The sequence below is a fragment of the Mycetohabitans sp. B46 genome, from assembly GCF_037389205.1.
Classification (GTDB): Bacteria; Pseudomonadota; Gammaproteobacteria; order Burkholderiales; family Burkholderiaceae; genus Mycetohabitans.
The window spans coordinates 230,737-250,253 of record NZ_JADBGL010000002.1; the positions used below are offsets into that span (position 1 = coordinate 230,737).

Consider the following 19,517-nt stretch of genomic DNA (forward strand, 5'->3'; position numbering starts at 1 on the left):
GCGCACGCCGCAACATGCGTCGCCTTTTGCTGTTTATCGTTCTAGCCGTGCCCGGACTGGGCGTCGCACCACGGTCGTGCCTGCATCGCCTGCCAAACTTTCAATGCATCGACCGTCGGCGCGACGTCGTGCACGCGCACAATCGCCGCGCCCCGATCAACCGCCGCCAGCATGCCGGCAAGGCTGCCGGCTATCCGTTGCTGCGGCGCGCTGCGACCCGTGGCCGCGCCGATCATCGACTTACGCGACAGCCCCACAAGGATCGGCACGCCGGCGGGCACGGCGTGCGGCAATTCACGCAGCAGCGTGAAGTTGTGCTCGGCTGTCTTGCCAAAACCCAAGCCTGGATCGACACAAAGCCGGTCTGCGGCGATCCCGGCGCTCTCCAGTGACCGGATCCGCTCGTCGAGAAAGTCGCGAACCTCCGCGACGACATCGCGGTACTGCGGCTCGCGCTGCATCGTACCGGGCTCGCCTTGCATATGCATCACACACAGTCCGCAACGCGTGTCACGCACCGCATCGAGCGCGCCGGGCTGACGCAGGCCCCAGATATCGTTGATCAAGTCTGCGCCGGCGTCGAGCGCGGCACGCATCACCTCGGGCTTGTACGTATCAATCGAGATCGGCACGCCCGTATCACGCAACGCGTCGATCAAAGGCAATACCCGCGCCAACTCCTCGTCCAGTGGGACCGGCGGTGCGCCGGGCCGCGTCGATTCGCCGCCGATGTCGATCAGGTCCGCCCCCTCGTCGATCATCTGTTGAGCGCGCGCCCGCGCGGCATCGTAGCCGATGAAACGTCCGCCATCGGAGAACGAGTCTGGCGTCACATTCAAAATGCCCATCACTAGGGGCCGCGCCAGCGTCAGCCTGAAGCGACCGCATTGCAGCGTCGCGCCGGCGACCAGGCCGGTTGCGCTAGGAGTGCTCGACATCGAACAGCAATACCCGGTAGAAAACAAATGACAAAGGGCTGGTGCACCAGCACCAGCCCTTGGCGGAGAAGCGGCTGCGGTTACGCGGGGGCAGCCGCGCCCGGCGCGGGCTTCACCTCAGCGCCACCACCCGTGCCGCCGCTCGGCGCGTCGCCGGACGGCGGAGGCAGATTCTTTGGTGGACGCGGATCATTGCCAGACATGATGTCGTTGATCTGGTCCGCGTCGATCGTTTCCCAATCGAGCAGTGCCTTGACCATCGCTTCGACCTTTTCACGGTGATCCTCCAGCAGCTTGCGCGCGAGCCCATATTGCTCGTCGAGGATGCGGCGAATCTCCGCGTCAACCTTCTGTTGCGTCGCCTCGGATACCGAGCGCGACGACAACCGGCCGAGCATGCCGTCCTGCTCCGTATCGATATAGACCATCGTCCCAAGCACGTCGGACATGCCATATCGCGTCACCATGTCGCGGGCCATCTTGGTCGCCCGTTCGAAGTCATTGGATGCGCCAGTGGACATCGAATTCAAGAAGACTTCCTCGGCAGCCCGGCCGCCAAACAGGATCGCAATCTCCTCGAGCATCTTGTCGCGGTACAGATTGACGCGATCATGCTCGGGCAACTGCCACGTGACGCCCAGCGCCCAACCGCGCGGCATGATCGTTACCTTGTGCACCGGATCGGCGTGCGGCAGCAGCTTTGCGACCACCGCATGACCCGACTCGTGATACGCGGTATTGCGACGCTCCTCTTCGCGCATTACGGCTGACTTGCGCTCCGGGCCCATGAAGATCTTGTCCTTGGCATCCTCGAAATCCTGCATCTCGACGATGCGCTTGCCACGCCGCGCGGCGAACAGCGCCGCCTCATTCACCAAGTTCGCGAGGTCCGCGCCGGAAAAGCCTGGTGTGCCGCGCGCCACCACCGACGCATCGACATCGTTCGAAATCGGCACTTTGCGCAGATGGACCTTCAAGATCTGCTCGCGTCCACGGATGTCCGGCAAGCCGACGTAGACCTGACGGTCGAAGCGTCCGGGACGCAGCAATGCCTTGTCGAGCACGTCGGAGCGATTGGTCGCGGCAATCACGATCACGCCTGAATTGGCCTCGAAACCGTCCATCTCAACCAGCATCTGGTTCAGCGTCTGTTCGCGCTCGTCGTTGCCACCGCCCATGCCAGCGCCACGATGACGGCCGACCGCGTCGATTTCATCGATGAACACGATACAGGGCGCGTGCTTCTTCGCCTGCTCGAACATGTCGCGCACGCGGGCGGCGCCCACGCCGACGAACATTTCAACGAAGTCCGAACCCGAAATACTGAAGAACGGCACCTTCGCCTCGCCGGCGATCGCACGCGCAAGCAGCGTCTTGCCGGTCCCCGGTGGTCCGACGAGCAGCACACCGCGTGGAATGCGGCCACCAAGCTTCTGAAACTTCTGCGGATCACGCAGGAAATCGACCAGTTCGGATACTTCTTCCTTCGCCTCATCGCAGCCGGCGACATCGGTGAAATTTACCGCATTGTTATTTTCGTCGATCAGCCGCGCGCGCGACTTGCCGAACGAGAACGCGCCGCCTTTGCCGCCGCCCTGCATCTGTCGCATCATGTAGAACCAGAACCCGATGATCAGAATCGTCGGACCAAGGTAGTACAGCGCGGACACCAGCGCGTTCGGTTCATCATCCGCCTTGCCGCTAACCTGCACACCGTACTTCATCAAGTCGCCGACCATCCAGATGTCGCCGGGCGACACAATCTGGTATTTCTGGCCGTCCGCAGGAGTGACGGTGAGGTTGCGGCCCTGGACAACGACGTTCTTGATCTTGCCGTTCTTCGCGTCGTCCATGAACTGCGAATACGTGACGCCTTCCGGGACGCGGGGCTTGTCGAACTGCTTGAACACCGTAAACAGCACCAGTGCAATGACAAGCCACACTGCCGCCTTGGAAAACATGTTGTTGTTCAACGCACCACTCCTTCACTCATATAGGGCAGCATCCGACTTTCAGCCAGAAAGCCAACCACCCTCAGGCATTCTAATCCAGTCCGCCTCCCCCTGCCATAGCGATTGGCGCTCAGGCGGATAGCAAAAAACTTGAAAAACCACATGTTTCGCCTGTTTCAGCGCGCCATGCCGAAACGGTGCACTACCGAACCGATATTGTTGCAAATATTGCTGCATTTACGCCCGCGGATGCTTTAACACCCGACCAAGAATAAACGTTTCCGACGATTTGTCGCGCGAGGCCTTCGGCTTGCGCGCCGCCACGGTCCTGAACTGGTGCTTGAACCGCTCGACGATCTGGCTATAGCCGCTGCCGTGAAAACACTTGACCAGCAGCGCACCCTGTGGTGTCAGGTGATTCTGCGCGAATTCGAGCGCCAAATCGCACACGTGCTCGATCCGCGCGGCATCCGCCACCGCCACACCCGACAGATTGGGGGCCATGTCGGAAATGACAAGATCTACTGCACGACCTTCAACGGCCGCCTCTAGCTGCGCCAGTACCGCATCGTCGCGGAAATCACCCTGGATGAATGTCACGTCGGCGACCGGCTCCATGGGTAGCATATCTAGAGCAATGATCGTGCCGTCGATGCCACCGTCAGCACGGTGGGCGCTGGCCGCCAGCTTGTTGCGCGCATATTGGCTCCAGCTTCCCGGTGCGGCGCCCAGGTCAACAATCACCTGCCCGGGCCGGATCAACTTGTCCTGTTCGTCGATTTCCTTGAGCTTGTACGCCGCGCGTGCCCGATACCCGTCGCGCTGCGCGAGTTTGACGTACGGATCATTGATGTGGTCATGCAACCACGACTGATTGAAACGGTTTTTTTGCCATAAAACAGTTTAAATGTGGGCCGAGCGACACGGTGACGGCGCTTTTGGCGGATAATACGCGTCTTTTGCGGCCGTTGGCCGTGACCCTGCTTGCCGGATTACCCTCATGCCTGCCCTTACCCTTTCTTCCGCCGAGCGCAGCGCGCTGCGCTCGCAAGCCCATCCGCTCAAGCCAGTCGTGCTGATCGGCGCAGACGGCTTGACCGACGCGGTGCTCAACGAGATCGACGTGCACCTGAACGCGCATGGGTTGATTAAGATCCGCGTGTTCGGCGACGAGCGCGACGAGCGCGCGGCGCTTTATGACACAATCTGCGACCGTCTGTCGGCGGCGCCCATTCAGCACATCGGCAAACTGCTGGTGATCTGGAGACCGCGACGCGACGACACCGAGGCCAGCGCCCCGCGCGGCACGGCACCGCGCACCCGCGCGACCCAGGCCCGGGCCGTGCCACAGCGCAGCGCCGACGTGCCAAGCGCCGGCACCGCCCGGTCCGCCGCGCGCCGCGACGCGTCGACGGCCGGTGCCGCGCCCCGTGTCGTCAAGGTGGTGAAACCGTCCAGCACAGTACGGCGCCCCAAGCCGCAATTGGTCAAGGTGCTCGGCAATGAGCGCGTCACCGCTGGCGGCAATGTCAAAAAGGCGAAAAAGCGGCAGACGAGTCTGAAGCGCCAGCACCAGTCCAACAAATAGGCACAACCGGCCTGCTACTGGATCCCGCGCATCCACGCGCGACGTTTGCCGGCATGCGCTTGCGCCCAGCCTGCACGGCGCGCGCACCGCGATTGTGGCGGTGCGAGCACTCAGAACATCGACCGCGTAGCGACCGGCAAGCGCCACACCAGCACGAGGCCAAGCAGGCTTTGCACCAGATAAATGACGCTGGACGCGACGTGCAACGCACCAAAGCGCGCCGCATAGGCGGAATGTCCGACATCGGTCTCCGCTTGCTGCGCCGCGACGCGCAATGCATTCATGAACGGCTGCAGCGCAAAATAGCCCACCAGTACGCATGCCAGCATCACGATGATCACCCAGCGCGCGGCCCGGTACGCTCGGTCGCCGCGCTTGACGAACGCGTGCGCGAACCCGAGCAGCACGATACCGGCTCCCATACCGATCACCGCCTGCGTGTGGAATAACGAGGCGGCGACCATGCCCGCGCTCGCACGATCGAGCGACGCGAACAGGGTTGGCGCAGCCAGGTAGCCGATGCTGACGAGACTGCCGACCCACAGCATCGCGAACAGGCGGAACAGGCGCTGTGCAATCATTGTTCAAATACCGCGATCAACAGGAACATGACATTTTACTCGTAGCGTACCGCAATGATCTCGTACTCGCGCACGCCGCTAGGCGCTTGCACCGCCGCCACATCGCCCTCGAGCTTGCCAATCAACGCGCGAGCAATCGGCGAACTGACCGAGATCAGCCCATGCTCGAGATCTGCCTCGTCGTCTCCGACGATCTGGTAGGTGACTTTGTCACCCGAATCGAGATCCTCGAGATCGACGGTGGCGCCGAATACGACGCGTCCGTCCGCGTCGACCGCCTTTGGATCGATGATCTGCGCGGCCGATAATTTCGACTCAAGCTCAGCGATGCGGCCCTCGATGAACGCCTGCTTCTCCTTCGCGGCATCGTACTCGGCATTTTCCGATAAATCACCTTGTGCACGCGCCTCGGCGATCGCGTGGATCACCGACGGACGCTCGACCGACTTCAGTCGTTGCAATTCGTCACGCAGTTGGTCGGCACCGCGCTTCGTCAGTGGAATAGTGCTCATAAAAGGCTCAGGATTAAAAAAATTACCGCGGTTGATCGCATCCCATTCCGGGATACCGCTCAACCGCGGCTCATAGGGCTTTTTCAGGTACCACCGACGGGTACAGACGCATCTTACCTCATCTGCGCAAACCGCCGGATCGATGATCAGTTTAGGCGAGCGTGAAGCCCTTGTAAATCATAGACCTCGAGGTTTCTCAAATAGCGCAGGCCTTCGACCGCGGCGCGCGCACCGGACATCGTCGTGTAGTACGTAACCTTGTTCGCCTGGGCGCTCATGCGAATCGAGCGCGAATCGGCGATCGCGGTCCGGGTTTCATCGACAGTCGTGAACACGAGCGCGATCTCGCCGTTCTTGATTATGTCGACGATATGCGGCCGACCGTCTTTGACCTTGTTGACGACTTTGACCGGCACGCCGGCGGCCGCAATCGCCGCGGCCGTGCCCTTCGTCGCAACCAACGGATAGCCAAGCTCGTGCAGCATGCGCGCCAGCTCGACAGCCTTGGGCTTATCCGCGTCCATCACGGTCAGCAGTACGGTGCCCGACGCGGGCAGCCGCGAGCCGGCAGCCAGTTGCGACTTGAACAGCGCCTCGCCGAACGTGCGTCCGACGCCCATCACTTCACCGGTCGAGCGCATCTCCGGTCCCAGCACCGGATCGACAGCCGGGAACTTGATGAACGGGAACACCGCCTCCTTCACGCTGAAGTAAGGCGGCTCGACCTCCCGTGTCACCTGCTGCGCGGCCAGCGTCTGTCCGACCATCGCGCGCGCGGCGATTTTGGCCAGTTGCAGCCCGGTCGCCTTCGACACGTACGGCACCGTGCGGGACGCGCGCGGATTGACTTCCAGCACGTAGATCACATCGCCGAGCGTACCGTCGGCCTGCGGCACCTGCTGGATCGCGAACTGCACGTTCATCAGCCCGATCACGTTCAGCGCTCGCGCCATTGCCGCGGTCTGCCGCTTAAGCTCGGTCACCGTCGCAGCCGACAGCGAGTACGGTGGCAATGAGCATGCGGAATCACCAGAGTGCACGCCCGCCTGCTCGATATGCTCCATGACGCCGCCGATGAAGACCGCGCTGCCATCGCAGATGCAATCGACATCGCATTCGATTGCATCATTCAGGAACCGATCCAGCAACACCGGCGAATCGTTCGATACTTTGACCGCCTCGCGCATGTAGCGTTCCAAATCGCGCGGCTCATGCACAATCTCCATCGCACGGCCGCCCAGTACATAGGAAGGACGCACGACAAGCGGATAGCCGATCTCGCCGGCCAGCCGCAGCGCTTCGTCCTCGGTACGGGCGGTCCGGTTCGGCGGCTGGCGCAGGCCGAGCGATTGCAACAGTTTCTGGAAGCGCTCGCGGTCCTCGGCCGCATCGATCATGTCCGGCGGCGTGCCCACAATCGGCACGCCATGGGCCTCTAAATCCAGTGCGAGCTTCAGCGGCGTCTGGCCACCGTATTGCACGATCACGCCGAGCGGCTTTTCCTTGTCGACGATCTCGAGCACGTCCTCCAGCGTCAGCGGCTCGAAATAGAGCCGATCCGACGTGTCATAGTCGGTCGACACCGTTTCCGGATTGCAGTTGACCATGATCGTCTCGTAGCCGTCCTCGCGCATCGCCAGCGCAGCATGCACGCAGCAATAGTCGAACTCGATGCCCTGGCCAATCCGGTTTGGGCCGCCGCCCAGCACCATAATCTTCTTGTTCGTCGTCGGCTGCGCCTCGCACGCCTGCTCGTACGTCGAATACATGTAGGCAGTTTTCGTCGCAAACTCCGCCGCGCAGGTGTCTACGCGCTTGTAGACCGGCCGCACATTCAACTCGATGCGACGCGCGCGTACCTCGGCCGGGCTTGCGCCCGTGAGCTTGGCCAGACGCCGGTCCGAGAAGCCGCTCTGCTTCAGGTACCACAGCTCGTCACGTGACAGGCTGGCCAGCGAGCGGGCGGCGAGCGCTTTTTCCTTCAACACGATCTGCTCGATCTGGGCGAGGAACCACGGATCAATCGCGGTTTCGTCGAAGATTTCGTCGCGCGACAGGCCCACGCGGAATGCGTCGCCAACATACCAGATCCGGTCCGGACCCGGTGTGCCGATCCGCTCGATGATCTCGTCGCGGTCCGTGGACTTTTCATCCAGCCCGTCCACGCCGACCTCCAGCCCTCGCAGCGCCTTCTGAAACGATTCCTGGAACGTGCGCCCGATTGCCATCACCTCGCCAACGGACTTCATCTGGGTGGTCAAATGCGGATCGGCCTCGCGGAATTTCTCGAACGCAAAGCGCGGCACCTTCGTGACCACGTAGTCGATCGTCGGCTCAAACGAGGCCGGCGTCTGGCCGCCGGTAATCTCGTTCTTCAACTCATCCAGCGTATAGCCGACCGCGAGCTTGGCCGCCACCTTCGCGATCGGGAATCCCGTTGCCTTCGACGCGAGCGCGGACGAGCGCGACACGCGCGGATTCATCTCGATCACGATCATGCGGCCATCGCGCGGATTGATCGCAAATTGCACGTTCGAGCCGCCCGTATCCACACCGATCTCGCGCAGCACCGCGAGCGACGCGTCGCGCATCAATTGGTATTCCTTGTCGGTCAGCGTCTGTGCGGGCGCGACGGTAATCGAGTCACCGGTGTGGATGCCCATCGGATCGAGGTTCTCGATCGAGCAGACGATGATGCAGTTGTCGTGCCGGTCACGCACGACCTCCATCTCGAACTCCTTCCAACCCAGCAGCGATTCCTCGATCAGCAGCTCGCGCGTGGGCGACAGGTCTAGACCACGCTTGCAGATCTCTTCGAACTCGACACGGTTGTATGCAATACCGCCGCCCGAGCCGCCGAGCGTGAACGAGGGCCGGATCACCACCGGATAGCCCGCGCCGCCGGTTACATGGGCTATCTCGGCCTGAACCTTCAGCGCCTCTTCCCACGAGTGCGCAATCCCCGATTTGGCCGAGCCCAGCCCGATCCGGTCCATCGCCTGCTTGAACTTCTGCCGATCCTCGGCCTTGTCGATCGCCGCGGGCGACGCGCCGATCAACTCGACGCCGTATTGGTCCAGCACGCCGTGCCGATGCAGGTCCAGCGCGCAGTTCAGCGCGGTCTGGCCTCCCATCGTCGGCAGGATCGCGTCGGGACGCTCCTTCGCAATGATTGTCTCGACGACTTCCCAGGTGATCGGCTCAATGTACGTGACGTCGGCCGTGTCCGGGTCGGTCATGATCGTCGCCGGATTGCTGTTGACCAGAATGACCTTATAGCCTTCCTCGCGCAGCGCCTTGCACGCCTGCGCGCCGGAATAGTCGAACTCGCACGCCTGGCCAATGATGATCGGCCCGGCGCCGATGATAAGGATACTGTTGATGTCTGTCCGCTTGGGCATAACGCTACTCGCTGGTGTGCGCGTGTATCGCGCTTGATATTCGTGTCTTCGGTATTGCGGTGCGGCGCATATCGCGCACGCACCTGCTGCACGCCGCTTGGCACGCCGCGGGCAATCAGCCGCCCGCCGCGCGGCGCTATGCGGCGCTCGTGGCGCAGCTGCGGCTAGCCTTGCTCGCCTTGATCAGGTCAACGAACCGGTCGAACAGGTAGCCGATATCATGCGGCCCTGGCGACGCTTCCGGGTGCCCTTGGAAGCAGAACGCGGGCTTGTCCTGCAGCGCGAATCCCTGCAGCGTGCCATCGAACAGCGATACGTGTGTGACCTTCACGTTGGCCGGCAGCGTCGCCGTGTCGACTGCGAAGCCGTGGTTCTGCGAGGTGATCACGACCTTGCCGTTGTCCAGATCCTTGACCGGGTGATTGGCGCCATGGTGGCCGGTCTTCATCTTCAACGTCTTCGCGCCGACAGCTAGCGCCATGATCTGGTGGCCCAAGCAAATGCCAAACGTCGGCACGCCGCGCTCGATCAATTCGCGCGTTGCGGCGATCGCGTAATCGCACGCGTCTGGATCACCGGGACCGTTGGACAGGAACACGCCATCCGGATCGAGCGCGAGCGCGTCAGCGGCGCTCGATTGCGCGGGCAGGACGGTTACATGGCACCCACGCTCGGCAAGCATGCGCAGAATATTGCGCTTAATGCCGTAGTCGAACGCGACCACCCGATACCGCGGCGTCGGTTGCGCCCGGTAACCTTCGCCCAGCCGCCATTCGGCCTCGGTCCACTCGTAGCGCGCGGGCGTCGACACGACTTTTGCCAAATCCATGCCGGCCAAGCCCGGGAACGAGCGCGCCAACTCGACCGCTTGCTGTTCGTCGGTCCCGACAAGGATGCAGCCGTTCTGCGCGCCCCGCTCGCGCAGGATGCGGGTCAAGTGGCGCGTGTCCAGGCCGGCAATCGCGACCACGCCTTCGCCGGCCAGATAGTCAGACAACGTGCGCTGAGAGCGGAAATTCGACGCCAGTACCGGCAGGTCGCGAATCACCAGGCCGGCTGCATGGACGCGATCCGACTCGACGTCCTCGCCGTTTACGCCAACATTGCCGATGTGCGGATACGTCAGCGTGACGATCTGGCGCGCGTAGCTGGGATCGGTGAGGATTTCCTGGTAGCCGGTGATCGCGGTATTGAACACCACTTCACCAATCGTGTGGCCGGTGGCGCCGATCGAGTAGCCGCGCAAAACGGTGCCATCGGCAAGCGCAAGCAGGGCGGGAGAAAAAGACGGCAACACGGGGGGCTCCTTCCGGGGACACCCTGCTGCCGACCTGTCGTCCTTGTCCGGGGGCGCATTGCCCGCCTCCGGAGCCAGTTCGACTCACGGACGACGTGCACAAGCGGTCCCGCCGCAGGCAACAGCGCCAGTGGAAGCGCGCGCGCGGCGGACGAGCGGTTTGAGGGAGGTAGGCGCTAGGGTGCGGGTTGATTAACTTAAACTTTCAAATTATAGCTCGAAACCGAGCCTACCTCAAAATCAATCGGTTCGATGGCCCTGTGTCGGCCACCATTTCATTTTAGTCGCCTTTCAACCGGACCGGTGAATCTCCAACAGTCCGGGCCGGATAATGGCCGCCTCGCACCGGCCAATGGCTCAGTGCCGCATCGATCGCTACTTGCCACGCAAAGATTCCAAGGATTGGATGCGCACGCGCCACGCGCGGACCGATCTTCGATGACTCGGGGTGGCTACTGCAAGCCACGCTCGCCGACCAGGGCGTGTGCACCACGCGACTGCGGCTTGCGCGGCGCTTCATCGATCGGGGCAAGTCGTGCCACTCGATCACGTCAGCATCGCAGCATCGCTTCAATACTTTTTGACATAGCGCACGGGTCATCCGTGCGAGGCCACCAGCCGGCGCACAAACGAAATCGCCGCAGCTTGCGCTGCGGCGATGAAAAGCGTGGGCGATCGGAGCGTCATACGCGTTGCCCCCGCAACGCGTCGCCGATGCGCGAGCCCGTCTACTTTATTTGGCGTTTGCGCGCGTCGCCCGTCGTCTTCGCGCGGCTCGCGACCGTAGCCTGGGACTTGCCGGCGGACGCCGGCGCCGCCTTGCCGGCCCCAATGGCCACAGCAGTGCCCGCCGACTTCGCCACACCTTTGCCCGCCTTCGCCCCGCCAGTCTTGCTGCGCACCGGCTGGACAACGCGTACAACGCCCGCACGACTCTTGCGCGCCTCATAGTGCGAAACCGCCCGCCTCTTCTGCGCGCGCGCCGAAATCTTCTCCACGCGGCCCACGCGCGACGCCGGCACCGCTTTCGCGGCCACCCGCCTGACCGGTACGTGCAACATCAGCCGCTGACCCGCCGTCACGGTGTTGCGCCGCGTATGGTTCCATTCCTTGATCTGTGCGACGGTCACGCCATAGCGCCGGGCCACCGCCGCAATTGACTGCCCGCGCCGCACGCGGATCAGCATTTTGCGCGTATCGGGCACGTCCGGCTCCATCGCGAGTACGGCGTTTTCCGCGACGTCGGCGCTGATATCCTCGTCGTCGCCATTATCCTTGGGCACCAGGAGCGTCGAGCCGGGCTTGAGCCGCATGCCGGCCGGAATCTTGTTGACCGCCATCAGCATGCCCGAGTCGACGCCGATTTTTTGGGCCAGCACCGCCGGGGTCGCGCGTTCGGTCACCTTGTACGTCGTCCACGTCGACAGGTTTCCATCGTAGGCCTTCAGGTTGCGCTCGAACACATTGGCGTTCTCGAACGGCAGTAGGATCTGCGGCTGCGATGCGCCGAGAATCACCGGTTGCTTGAAGCCGGGGTTCAACGAGCGGAACTCGTCCAGCGAAAGGGCCGCGAGCTTGGACGCCACCTTGACGTCGATGTCGCGCGCGGTGGTCACCGTGACAAAGTACGGGTGATTCGGGATATCCGGCAACGTCAGCCCATATTGCCGCGGGTTCATCACGATGTTTTTCACCGCCTGCAGCTTGGGCACATAGTTGCGCGTCTCGGCCGGCATCGACAAGCTTTGATAATCGGTTGGCAGCCCACGCGCCAGGTTGCGCGCAATTGCGCGTCGCACGCTGCCCTCGCCCCAGTTGTACGCGGCCAGCGCCAGATACCAGTCGCCGAACATGTCGTGCAGCTTCGTCAGATAATCGAGCGCTGCACTGGTCGAGGCGACGACGTCGCGCCGTTCGTCCTGGAACATGTTCTGTTTCAGATTGAAGCTGCGGCCCGTGCCAGGCACGAATTGCCACATGCCGGCAGCCTTCGCGACCGACAGCGCATGCGGGTTGAACGCCGATTCGATGAACGGCAACAGCGCCAACTCCGTTGGCATGTTCCGCTGCTCAAGCTCCTCGACGATGTGATACAGGTACTTCTTCGAGCGGTTGGTCATGCGCTCGACGTAGTCGGGCCGCTGTGCGTACCAATTCGTCTGCATGGCGACCAGATTGCTTTGCAGGTCCGGGATCTGGCAGCCGGCGCGAATCCGGCTCCATAAGTCATCAGAGCCTTGCAGGTCTTGCACGCTGCCATGATCCACGTCGATGGTGTGCTTGGACGAGGACAGCACGGCATGCTTCTGGATGGGATTACCTTCGACGAGTGGCAGGTTCTGCGAGGAGGAAAGCGCGGAGGAAGCCGGTTGAGAGGATTGCGCTGTATTCGTGCCGCTGCTCGCGCAGGCGGCGAGCAGCAGGGTCAACAGCGCGCTGAGTATCAATCGCATCGAACGTCTCGGATTCCAAAGGGGCGCCGGAAAATTGGGTCCGATAGTACGCAGAACGCGTGCGGCGCGTCAACCCAAAAACTGTAAAAAAGCCTGCAAAATCCGGGCGTTGAGGCCTGTTCTTCAGGTTTCGTGCGAAATCCGCCATCGATGTGAGGGTCCCGACATGCGGCGTCGTTGGGATAAGTGATGACGTCCGGATCCACCGACGCGGTTGACGTCAGCGAAAAACGTTCTTCCATTCACGCAACGCAGTGAAGGTGTCGAGCCGCTCGCTCGTGTGCACATGCCGTTTGTCGGCCAGTTGCTGCCGGATCGACGGCAGATGGACACGCAGGAACGGATTGACACGCTTTTCATGAACCATCGTAGTCGGCAACGTCGCCACCCCGTCGGCGCGTAAACCTTGCGCCCGTTCCCGCCAGGCGAGCAAATCTGCGTTGTCCGGCTCCACCGCGAGCGCAAATGCAATATTGGACAGCGTGTATTCGTGCGCGCAATGCACTTCGGTGGCATCGGGCAACGCTGCCAGCGCGTCCAGCGAGGCCAGCATCTGCTGCGGCGTGCCCTCGAACAGACGCCCGCAGCCGCTAGCAAATAGCGTGTCGCCGCACAGCAGATGCGGCACGGGATCCTCACCGGCCACCGCGAAATAGGCGATATGCCCACGTGTATGACCGGGCACGTCAATCACGGACAACACCAGCCGAAGCGGCTCGATTCGGATTTCATCCCCGCCCGCGAGCGGGTCCGTGACTACCTGGATGGCTTCGCTGCCCGGACCGTATACCGGGATCGCGCCGTGTGCGCCAAACGTCTGAATCAACGTGGCCACTCCGCCGACATGGTCGGCATGGTGGTGGGTGAGTAAAATAGCGGTCAGCCGCAAGCCTTGTCGCTGCAGGAAGTCGGCGACCGGCGCGGCATCGCCGGGATCGACCACTGCGGCGTCACATCCGTTCGAGATGACCCAGATATAGTTGTCCTCGAACGCCGGAACCGGGATGTATTGCAACCCGCCACCGGCGTCACGGGCTGATCTGGCTGCCAACGGTACGTTCATCGCGCAGGACCCATAGATACAATGTCGAACCGACCGATTATAGACTGGCCAACCTGGACCGAATCACCACCGGGGCAATACGTGCTCGCGTGGGAGCAAAGCCAACTCGATCGCCTGGTGTCCGACATGTTCGGCTATTACGCGCTGCAGTTGGGCTTGCCGCAACTTGATGCGTTGCGCGAAAACCGCATGCCATGCCGCGGCCTGGTGCTGGACGCGGCCAGCGGCGCGAGCGCGCCCTATCGATTGCCGGGCCAGGACAGTCATGGCGCCGCCGATACCGGCCGGCGCCACGCGCCGCCGCAACGCGAAACGCTTTGGTGCGATTTCCTGGACCTGCCGTTCGAGTCGCAGAGCGTGGACCTGCTGATCTTGCCGCACACGCTTGAGTTCACGCACGATCCGCATCGGCTGCTGCGCGAAGCCGAACGCGTCCTCGTGCCAGAGGGACGACTCGTGATCGTCGGCTTCAACTCGCTGAGCCTATGGGGCATGCGACAGTCGATCAGCCGCCGCGGCGGCCATGCGTTCGTGCCGGCGGCACACGACCTGATCGCCTTCACGAGAATGAAGGACTGGATCAAATTGCTCGGCTTCGAACTGGACCGGGGCCGCTTCGGCTGCTACCGCCCGCCGGTGGACACCGAGAAGTGGCTCGCGCGGTATGCGTTCATGGAAGCGGCCGGCGACCGCTGGTGGCCAATTTTCGGCGCGGCATACATGATCACCGCGATCAAGCGGGTGCATGGCATGCGGCTAATCGGCCCGGCCAAAATCAAAAAACAGGCGCTCGCGCCGGCACTGAATCCGGTTGCAACACCAAACGCTAACTGACAACGCCGGCGTTGCGTGCCACCCTACCCTATTGACGAACTCATGGAATCCAACACCCTCATCGAGATTTACACGGACGGCGCATGCAAAGGCAACCCGGGTCCGGGCGGCTGGGGCGCACTGCTGCGCTTCGGCGCGCAGGAAAAAGAGCTGTTTGGTGGCGAGTGCTTAACGACCAACAACCGAATGGAGTTGATGGCTGTGATCGCCGCGCTCGAGGCGCTGAAGCGGCCATGCAAGGCAGTCGTCCATACCGACTCGCAGTACGTGCAAAAAGGCATCAGCGAATGGATTCACGGCTGGAAAAAGAAGAATTGGATGACTGCCGCGAAAACGCCGGTCAAGAACGCCGATCTATGGCAACGTCTCGATGCGCTGAGCGTGCTGCACGAGATCGAATGGCGCTGGGTCCGCGGCCACGCCGGCCACCCGGAAAACGAACGGGCCGACGCACTGGCCAACCGGGGCGTGGCATCGCTCGAGCAAGCGTGAGCCGCGTGCGCACGCGCTGCATGTTGAACTTTTCTGAACAGGCAATCCCACCATGCGTCTTCTTGTTCTCGACACTGAAACCACTGGTCTGAACGCCAAAGGCGGAGACCGGATCATTGAAATCGGCTGCGTCGAAATCGTCAATCGGCAGCTGACCGGCAACAACTTGCACTTTTACATCAATCCGGAGCGCGACAGCGACCCCGGCGCCTTGGCCGTGCATGGGTTGACTACCGAGTTTCTGCGCGACAAGCCGAAATTCGCGGACATTGCCGATGCGCTGCGCGATTTTGTTAAGGATGCCAGCATCATCATTCATAACGCACCGTTCGATATCGGCTTTCTCAACGCGGAGTTTGCGATGCTGGGGCTGCCGCCGTTTTGCGACCATTGCGGCGAAGTGATCGACACGCTAGTGCAGGCCAAGGCGATGTTCCCCGGCAAGCGTAACTCACTGGATGCTTTGTGCGAGCGCTTCGGCATTAGCAATGCGCACCGCACGCTGCATGGCGCGCTGCTCGATGCGGAATTGCTGGCCGACGTCTATCTAGCGATGACGCGCGGCCAGGAAAGCCTGGTCATCGACATGCTGGCCGACACGCCGGGCTCAGGGTCGGTCGCCACGGCGCGCGTGTCGCTCGCCCAGTTTGAGTTGCCCGTCATCAGTGCGAGCGATGACGAGCTTGCCGCCCACGCGGATGTGCTCGACGAGCTTGACAAAGCACGCAAAGGGCCGTGCGTGTGGCGGAAGCCGCCGCAGTCGGTGAGCGAAGCCGCCTCCGCGGCTGCCGCGTGATGCAGCGGCGTGCCGCGCGCGTCGGTGCGGTGTCGACGGATGCGCACGTGATCTGGCGCATGAGCAGGCCAGCGCCATAGCGGCTTCGCGTGAGCGCCAGATGGTCGATAATGCAGCCCGGAGTCAGCGAAAAGTGCTTTACGGACCTCGCGAATCCTGTCATAATCGCTGACTCATTTGGGTGGTTAGCTCAGCGGTAGAGCACTGCCTTCACACGGCAGGGGTCACTGGTTCGATCCCAGTACTACCCACCAGAATTAGAAGGGCCGGCAATTGCCGGCCCTTCTACTTTCAGGCGACCGGACACCTCCTCGTTCGATTTCTATCCTCCCCTGAATCGGGCGGTTTGCCACAAATTTGCCACTGTTTACTTGGCGAGGCATTTGCATCGCAACGATTCGGCAATGAGGAGAGTACTGGGAAACGCAAACTCGGCGACGCGGGTGACTGTCGCTGTCTCGCCGTTTCGATACCAAGACCGCCGTTGAAGCTTGGGCGCGGCGTGTCGAGTCCGCCCCACCTATAGCCGGTACGGTCGAGGCGCCGGCGCCCCTCTGTGACTCAATCCTGAGCAAACGCAAGGATGCCACGTTCATCGCTGTCAGATACAACTGAGATGAAATCCTCGCGTTCTAAATCCTGCTTTACATCCGCGAAAGCCTCTGCATGCGGCCCAAATTCCTCTGCCGGACGCCGGACAGCAAACATAATGTCGCCAATGAGCTTGTCGTCGCGACGCAGCTTCTTGACCTTGCCCAGCCAGTCCCAGCCATGGTCGTACAGCCGTGAAGGGTCGTCATGCGCAAGAAACAGCGGCTTGATCGCACGTATCGCCTGACCGCGCTCGTTTATCCGCGCAAACGGCAACCTCGCGCGGTAAGCGTCATCACCGATCAACACCTGCTGTTTATACAGCGCAGCCAGCTCTGCGGATTTCAAAATGCGCTGCACGCCCTTTTCGACTTCCCGCTCCTGATAGGCCCGAGTCACGAACACACGGCCAACATAGTGATCAAAGAGCTCAAGCAGCTTCTCGGCCGGATCGTCCGCTAAAACCGCCCGCTCTGCGTCGGCATACATGATCGCCTGCCGCGGCTTCACTAATTCGGTGAACGCGAATTTCGCATAGTCCGGATCCAAGCCGGGCGATACGTTGCAGAATGCATGTTCGATAGACGCGCCGATACGCATCAACTCTTGTTGGTAGGTCTTCCTCGCACGGCGGAAGATGTTCGGGTCAAGTTCATCAAAGAACGCGGTTACCCGCCGCACGCTATCGAGCATGCGGAAACCAAAAAACCTCGCCGTGGGGCTCATCAGCAAAAGTCCCACGTTCGCGAATTCACCCGTCTCCAGGTACGGCATGAAGCGGACAATGGCGTAACGGCACGCGTGTTTCATTATGGTTTCCAAAAATCCTCGTGGCAACACTTAAGCAGCAGGCCGTATGCCTCGTCGGGCGTGAACCCGAGCGGCACGTCATCACCGACGATAAACCACGAAGCTGGCATTTTATCGCACGCGCACTCGAACTGTTCGAGCGCGTTTAGCATCCTCATCTCATAAACCTGCCGGGCCACGAAATCTTCATAGACTCTGTGCCATACTGGCGAGAACGGGTGAAGCTCGAGAAAGGCTGACCGGTCAAAATAGGGATCGAATGCCTGGTTTTGGTCAATCACCAGCATCCGACTGGCTCCTGGGTCCCAGAGCAAGTTTGGATTGCCGCCTTTCTCGGTCAGCGTCCGGTCCTGGTTCCGAATCCACCAGTCGAACACGATGACGTCCAACTGCAGTTCGGGATCGACATTGCCAAGCAGCGTCCATGACATCTCTAGTGCATTTGGCACCGCGCAGGACGCAAAGACATAGCCTGCGCCAAGTTCGGCGAAATGTGAAGGGCCGATTTTGATTATCGCGATCGAACATGGATTCCCCGCATATGGCTCGCCACAATCCGACGCTGCGCAACGCGAAGGACGTAGGCCTGAAATGGTAACAAAGCCGTTACCGTCGCTGCCCGGAACGTGAACCGCTAGCATGGATTGGCTGATGGCGGTTAGCGACTCACCCAGGCGCACATCGGCGTGCTTTGGGGTATCGAAGATTAGACGGAATGGTTCTGATTTTTGGGGAGCCTCACACGCAATTCATCGAACGCGTGAAAGATTGTGAAGTCCCGGTCCCGGGGACATACCAGTGTTGCATGTCATAATTCACCGAATCCAGTATCAGATCGGGCGACACCTCAAGGTCATACAGTTCCAGCAAATGGCCTCGGATCTCGCGCACGCTCATGCCGCGAGCATGCGCTCAGCCAGTTGCTTCTTCAGTTGCCCGGCTAAGCCCGATTCGCCCAGAATCGACTCGACATCCTCGCTTTGCACCTGCGCCAGCAGTGGGTCAATCAGTTCATCGGGAAACAGCTTTGGCGCCTTCGGATTCTTGCTCTTCTTGGTCACAGTTGCATCGGTCATAGAACGTCATTTCCGTTATCGTCTCATGACCTTGGCACACTAAAATTTTGACAGGTTCCACAATTAAGAAACAACGCCGAGCAATCAAAATAGTTTTGCGTAAAACACTTAGCCTCAAGAACTCACTAATCGATCCTGAATGGATCACCGGAGTTTGGGCGGACTCCGTATCCAAAGCTGCCAAAGAAACCGGCCTCGACGTGTTCCCGGAAATCTGCCCATGGTCAATGAAGCAAGTGCTTGACCCGACGTTTTTCCTAATCAACCACGGTAGTCAACACACTGCTGACAAGATGAGACGTAGCTCGGGCAGTAGTTGCGAAGTGAGGCCGCCTTCGATCATTGCATGCTATTTGACGCCGCCGCACTGCCTACAGGCGCAGGTGCTATTACACTATCTGTAGTGGGACCTGCGCATTTTTTGTCCTCATACAAAGCTGTAAGCCGCTTAATTCGCGCTTGCGCGGCTTTCTGCTCGACTGTAGGAGCATTTCCTAGATCCATAAAGAACCATGGCACAAGCAGGAACGCACCAGCCACCCCAAGCCCAACGTTCTTGGCTGTCTTAACATTTCCCTCACTTTGAGTAGAAAGTACTAGCGCCTTCATGTCTTCTATTTCGTTAACGATTGCTCGGCAACTCTTGCTCTCGTCACCAATCTGTGCCACTTGTACAGGATTCGCTGGGGTATGTATGCATCCACTTATGATAAAGGCAACAGCTATAAAAATTAATTTCTGACGCATGTTATTAATCTTATTATTGATTCAACAATATATTATGAATAGATATGGCTTGAGTGGCGAAAGACAGCTACAGACTAACGATTCCGATCCATTTTCCCTCACAGAAGCATTGTTAATAAAAAGTGTTTCCAACGAACCAGGCGGAACAGGAATAGTTCCGCTGCAATCTTGATCTCCATTCCTTAGCAAACCATAGTGGCCTGGCTTGCTCGCTGTTCCTGGATTAATTGTCTCATCAATCTACCCCCGGCTTTTCTTTAGTCACAATACTTTCTAGTATGTTTCACCGCCTTTCTAATAACAAGCATCGTTGGCTAATGATTCATGGGAATTGTCGGCTTAGTGTCTCTTGTATTTCGGAGCGGATTCACACTGAATAGAATCCG

17 protein-coding genes, 1 tRNA gene and 1 pseudogene are annotated in these 19,517 nt (G+C 60.8%); 6 read left to right on the forward strand and 13 right to left on the reverse strand.

The genetic code is table 11. The annotated features are described in order from the left end of the window. Positions 1 to 41: 41 nt before the first annotated feature. The 3 genes from folP to IHE30_RS03090 form a co-directional block, all read right to left on the reverse strand. The gene (gene folP / locus IHE30_RS03080) at positions 42 to 938 is read right to left on the reverse strand and encodes a dihydropteroate synthase (protein ID WP_337688737.1); all 897 of its coding nucleotides are present in this window, start codon (positions 936 to 938) and stop codon (positions 42 to 44) included. A gap of 80 nt (positions 939 to 1,018) precedes the next feature. After that, complete coding sequence (gene ftsH / locus IHE30_RS03085) at positions 1,019 to 2,911, reverse strand: ATP-dependent zinc metalloprotease FtsH (protein WP_337688739.1); 1,893 nt, start codon at positions 2,909 to 2,911, stop codon at positions 1,019 to 1,021. Between the two features lie 216 nt (positions 2,912 to 3,127). After that, on the reverse strand, positions 3,128 to 3,754 hold the full coding sequence (locus IHE30_RS03090; protein WP_337688741.1) for an RlmE family RNA methyltransferase: 627 nt from the start codon (positions 3,752 to 3,754) through the stop codon (positions 3,128 to 3,130). A 136-nt stretch (positions 3,755 to 3,890) separates the two neighbouring features. On the opposite strand from IHE30_RS03090, the gene IHE30_RS03095 reads away from it, so the two are divergent. Then, positions 3,891 to 4,478 (forward strand): YhbY family RNA-binding protein, encoded by a 588-nt coding sequence (locus IHE30_RS03095; protein WP_337688743.1) that lies wholly within the window; start codon positions 3,891 to 3,893, stop codon positions 4,476 to 4,478. Between the two features lie 110 nt (positions 4,479 to 4,588). Here the strand turns inward: IHE30_RS03095 and IHE30_RS03100 are convergent, their stop codons facing one another. The 6 genes from IHE30_RS03100 to gloB form a co-directional block, all read right to left on the reverse strand. Next, complete coding sequence (locus tag IHE30_RS03100) at positions 4,589 to 5,059, reverse strand: DUF4149 domain-containing protein (protein WP_337688745.1); 471 nt, start codon at positions 5,057 to 5,059, stop codon at positions 4,589 to 4,591. A gap of 35 nt (positions 5,060 to 5,094) precedes the next feature. Further along, the gene (gene greA / locus IHE30_RS03105; RefSeq protein ID WP_237575260.1) at positions 5,095 to 5,571 is read right to left on the reverse strand and encodes a transcription elongation factor GreA; all 477 of its coding nucleotides are present in this window, start codon (positions 5,569 to 5,571) and stop codon (positions 5,095 to 5,097) included. Positions 5,572 to 5,717: 146 nt separating this feature from the next. Next, entirely contained in the window at positions 5,718 to 8,972 is a 3,255-nt protein-coding gene (carB, locus tag IHE30_RS03110) for a carbamoyl-phosphate synthase large subunit (protein ID WP_337688749.1), read from the reverse strand. A 136-nt stretch (positions 8,973 to 9,108) separates the two neighbouring features. Next, positions 9,109 to 10,269: a glutamine-hydrolyzing carbamoyl-phosphate synthase small subunit gene (gene carA / locus IHE30_RS03115; RefSeq protein WP_337688752.1), complete on the reverse strand. Its 1,161-nt coding sequence runs from the start codon at positions 10,267 to 10,269 to the stop codon at positions 9,109 to 9,111. 728 nt (positions 10,270 to 10,997) lie between these two features. Then, on the reverse strand, positions 10,998 to 12,722 hold the full coding sequence (locus IHE30_RS03120; protein ID WP_337688753.1) for a transglycosylase SLT domain-containing protein: 1,725 nt from the start codon (positions 12,720 to 12,722) through the stop codon (positions 10,998 to 11,000). A 220-nt stretch (positions 12,723 to 12,942) separates the two neighbouring features. Further along, the gene (gene gloB / locus IHE30_RS03125; RefSeq protein ID WP_337688755.1) at positions 12,943 to 13,785 is read right to left on the reverse strand and encodes a hydroxyacylglutathione hydrolase; all 843 of its coding nucleotides are present in this window, start codon (positions 13,783 to 13,785) and stop codon (positions 12,943 to 12,945) included. 21 nt (positions 13,786 to 13,806) lie between these two features. Here gloB and IHE30_RS03130 point away from each other — a divergent pair, with 21 nt between their 5' ends. From IHE30_RS03130 to IHE30_RS03145, 4 genes are all read left to right on the forward strand, one after another. Beyond that, positions 13,807 to 14,619 carry a class I SAM-dependent methyltransferase gene (locus IHE30_RS03130; protein WP_337688757.1) on the forward strand — a complete coding sequence of 271 codons (813 nt, stop codon included), beginning with the start codon at positions 13,807 to 13,809 and terminating at the stop codon, positions 14,617 to 14,619. Between the two features lie 42 nt (positions 14,620 to 14,661). Beyond that, complete coding sequence (rnhA, locus tag IHE30_RS03135; RefSeq protein WP_337688758.1) at positions 14,662 to 15,111, forward strand: ribonuclease HI; 450 nt, start codon at positions 14,662 to 14,664, stop codon at positions 15,109 to 15,111. A 52-nt stretch (positions 15,112 to 15,163) separates the two neighbouring features. Beyond that, entirely contained in the window at positions 15,164 to 15,907 is a 744-nt protein-coding gene (dnaQ, locus tag IHE30_RS03140) for a DNA polymerase III subunit epsilon (protein WP_337688759.1), read from the forward strand. Positions 15,908 to 16,086: 179 nt separating this feature from the next. Next, a tRNA-Val gene (locus tag IHE30_RS03145) sits at positions 16,087 to 16,161 on the forward strand. 307 nt (positions 16,162 to 16,468) lie between these two features. Here the strand turns inward: IHE30_RS03145 and IHE30_RS03150 are convergent. From IHE30_RS03150 to IHE30_RS03160, 3 genes and pseudogenes are all read right to left on the reverse strand, one after another. Next, complete coding sequence (locus IHE30_RS03150) at positions 16,469 to 17,308, reverse strand: DUF3037 domain-containing protein (RefSeq protein WP_337688760.1); 840 nt, start codon at positions 17,306 to 17,308, stop codon at positions 16,469 to 16,471. Continuing rightward, a complete protein-coding gene (locus IHE30_RS03155; protein ID WP_337688989.1) occupies positions 17,308 to 17,949 on the reverse strand; it encodes a HipA family kinase in 642 nt (213 codons plus the stop codon). Before IHE30_RS03155 ends, IHE30_RS03150 begins: the two co-directional genes overlap by 1 nt. 255 nt (positions 17,950 to 18,204) lie before the next feature. Next, a pseudogene (locus IHE30_RS03160) lies at positions 18,205 to 18,384 on the reverse strand (IS256 family transposase); the annotation flags it as partial. 47 nt (positions 18,385 to 18,431) lie between these two features. On the opposite strand from IHE30_RS03160, the gene IHE30_RS03165 reads away from it, so the two are divergent. Then, positions 18,432 to 18,788: a DUF29 family protein gene (locus IHE30_RS03165; RefSeq protein WP_337688762.1), complete on the forward strand. Its 357-nt coding sequence runs from the start codon at positions 18,432 to 18,434 to the stop codon at positions 18,786 to 18,788. Here IHE30_RS03165 and IHE30_RS03170 read toward each other — a convergent pair. Continuing rightward, on the reverse strand, positions 18,724 to 19,131 hold the full coding sequence (locus tag IHE30_RS03170; protein WP_337689027.1) for a hypothetical protein: 408 nt from the start codon (positions 19,129 to 19,131) through the stop codon (positions 18,724 to 18,726). The two genes, IHE30_RS03165 and IHE30_RS03170, sit on opposite strands and share 65 nt — an antisense overlap. Positions 19,132 to 19,517 lie beyond the last annotated feature (386 nt).

What these genes read in the sequence shown, in the direction of transcription:
- folP (WP_337688737.1), bottom strand. Translation starts at nt 938, where the DNA reads ATGTCGAGCACTCCTAGCGCAACCGGCCTGGTCGCCGGCGCGACGCTG.
- IHE30_RS03095 (WP_337688743.1), top strand. Translation starts at nt 3,891, where the DNA reads ATGCCTGCCCTTACCCTTTCTTCCGCCGAGCGCAGCGCGCTGCGCTCG.
- IHE30_RS03100 (WP_337688745.1), bottom strand. Translation starts at nt 5,059, where the DNA reads ATGATTGCACAGCGCCTGTTCCGCCTGTTCGCGATGCTGTGGGTCGGC.
- greA (WP_237575260.1), bottom strand. Translation starts at nt 5,571, where the DNA reads ATGAGCACTATTCCACTGACGAAGCGCGGTGCCGACCAACTGCGTGAC.
- carB (WP_337688749.1), bottom strand. Translation starts at nt 8,972, where the DNA reads ATGCCCAAGCGGACAGACATCAACAGTATCCTTATCATCGGCGCCGGG.
- IHE30_RS03120 (WP_337688753.1), bottom strand. Translation starts at nt 12,722, where the DNA reads ATGCGATTGATACTCAGCGCGCTGTTGACCCTGCTGCTCGCCGCCTGC.
- gloB (WP_337688755.1), bottom strand. Translation starts at nt 13,785, where the DNA reads ATGAACGTACCGTTGGCAGCCAGATCAGCCCGTGACGCCGGTGGCGGG.
- IHE30_RS03130 (WP_337688757.1), top strand. Translation starts at nt 13,807, where the DNA reads ATGTCGAACCGACCGATTATAGACTGGCCAACCTGGACCGAATCACCA.
- rnhA (WP_337688758.1), top strand. Translation starts at nt 14,662, where the DNA reads ATGGAATCCAACACCCTCATCGAGATTTACACGGACGGCGCATGCAAA.
- dnaQ (WP_337688759.1), top strand. Translation starts at nt 15,164, where the DNA reads ATGCGTCTTCTTGTTCTCGACACTGAAACCACTGGTCTGAACGCCAAA.
- IHE30_RS03150 (WP_337688760.1), bottom strand. Translation starts at nt 17,308, where the DNA reads ATGAAACACGCGTGCCGTTACGCCATTGTCCGCTTCATGCCGTACCTG.
- IHE30_RS03155 (WP_337688989.1), bottom strand. Translation starts at nt 17,949, where the DNA reads ATGCTAGCGGTTCACGTTCCGGGCAGCGACGGTAACGGCTTTGTTACC.
- IHE30_RS03170 (WP_337689027.1), bottom strand. Translation starts at nt 19,131, where the DNA reads ATGCGTCAGAAATTAATTTTTATAGCTGTTGCCTTTATCATAAGTGGA.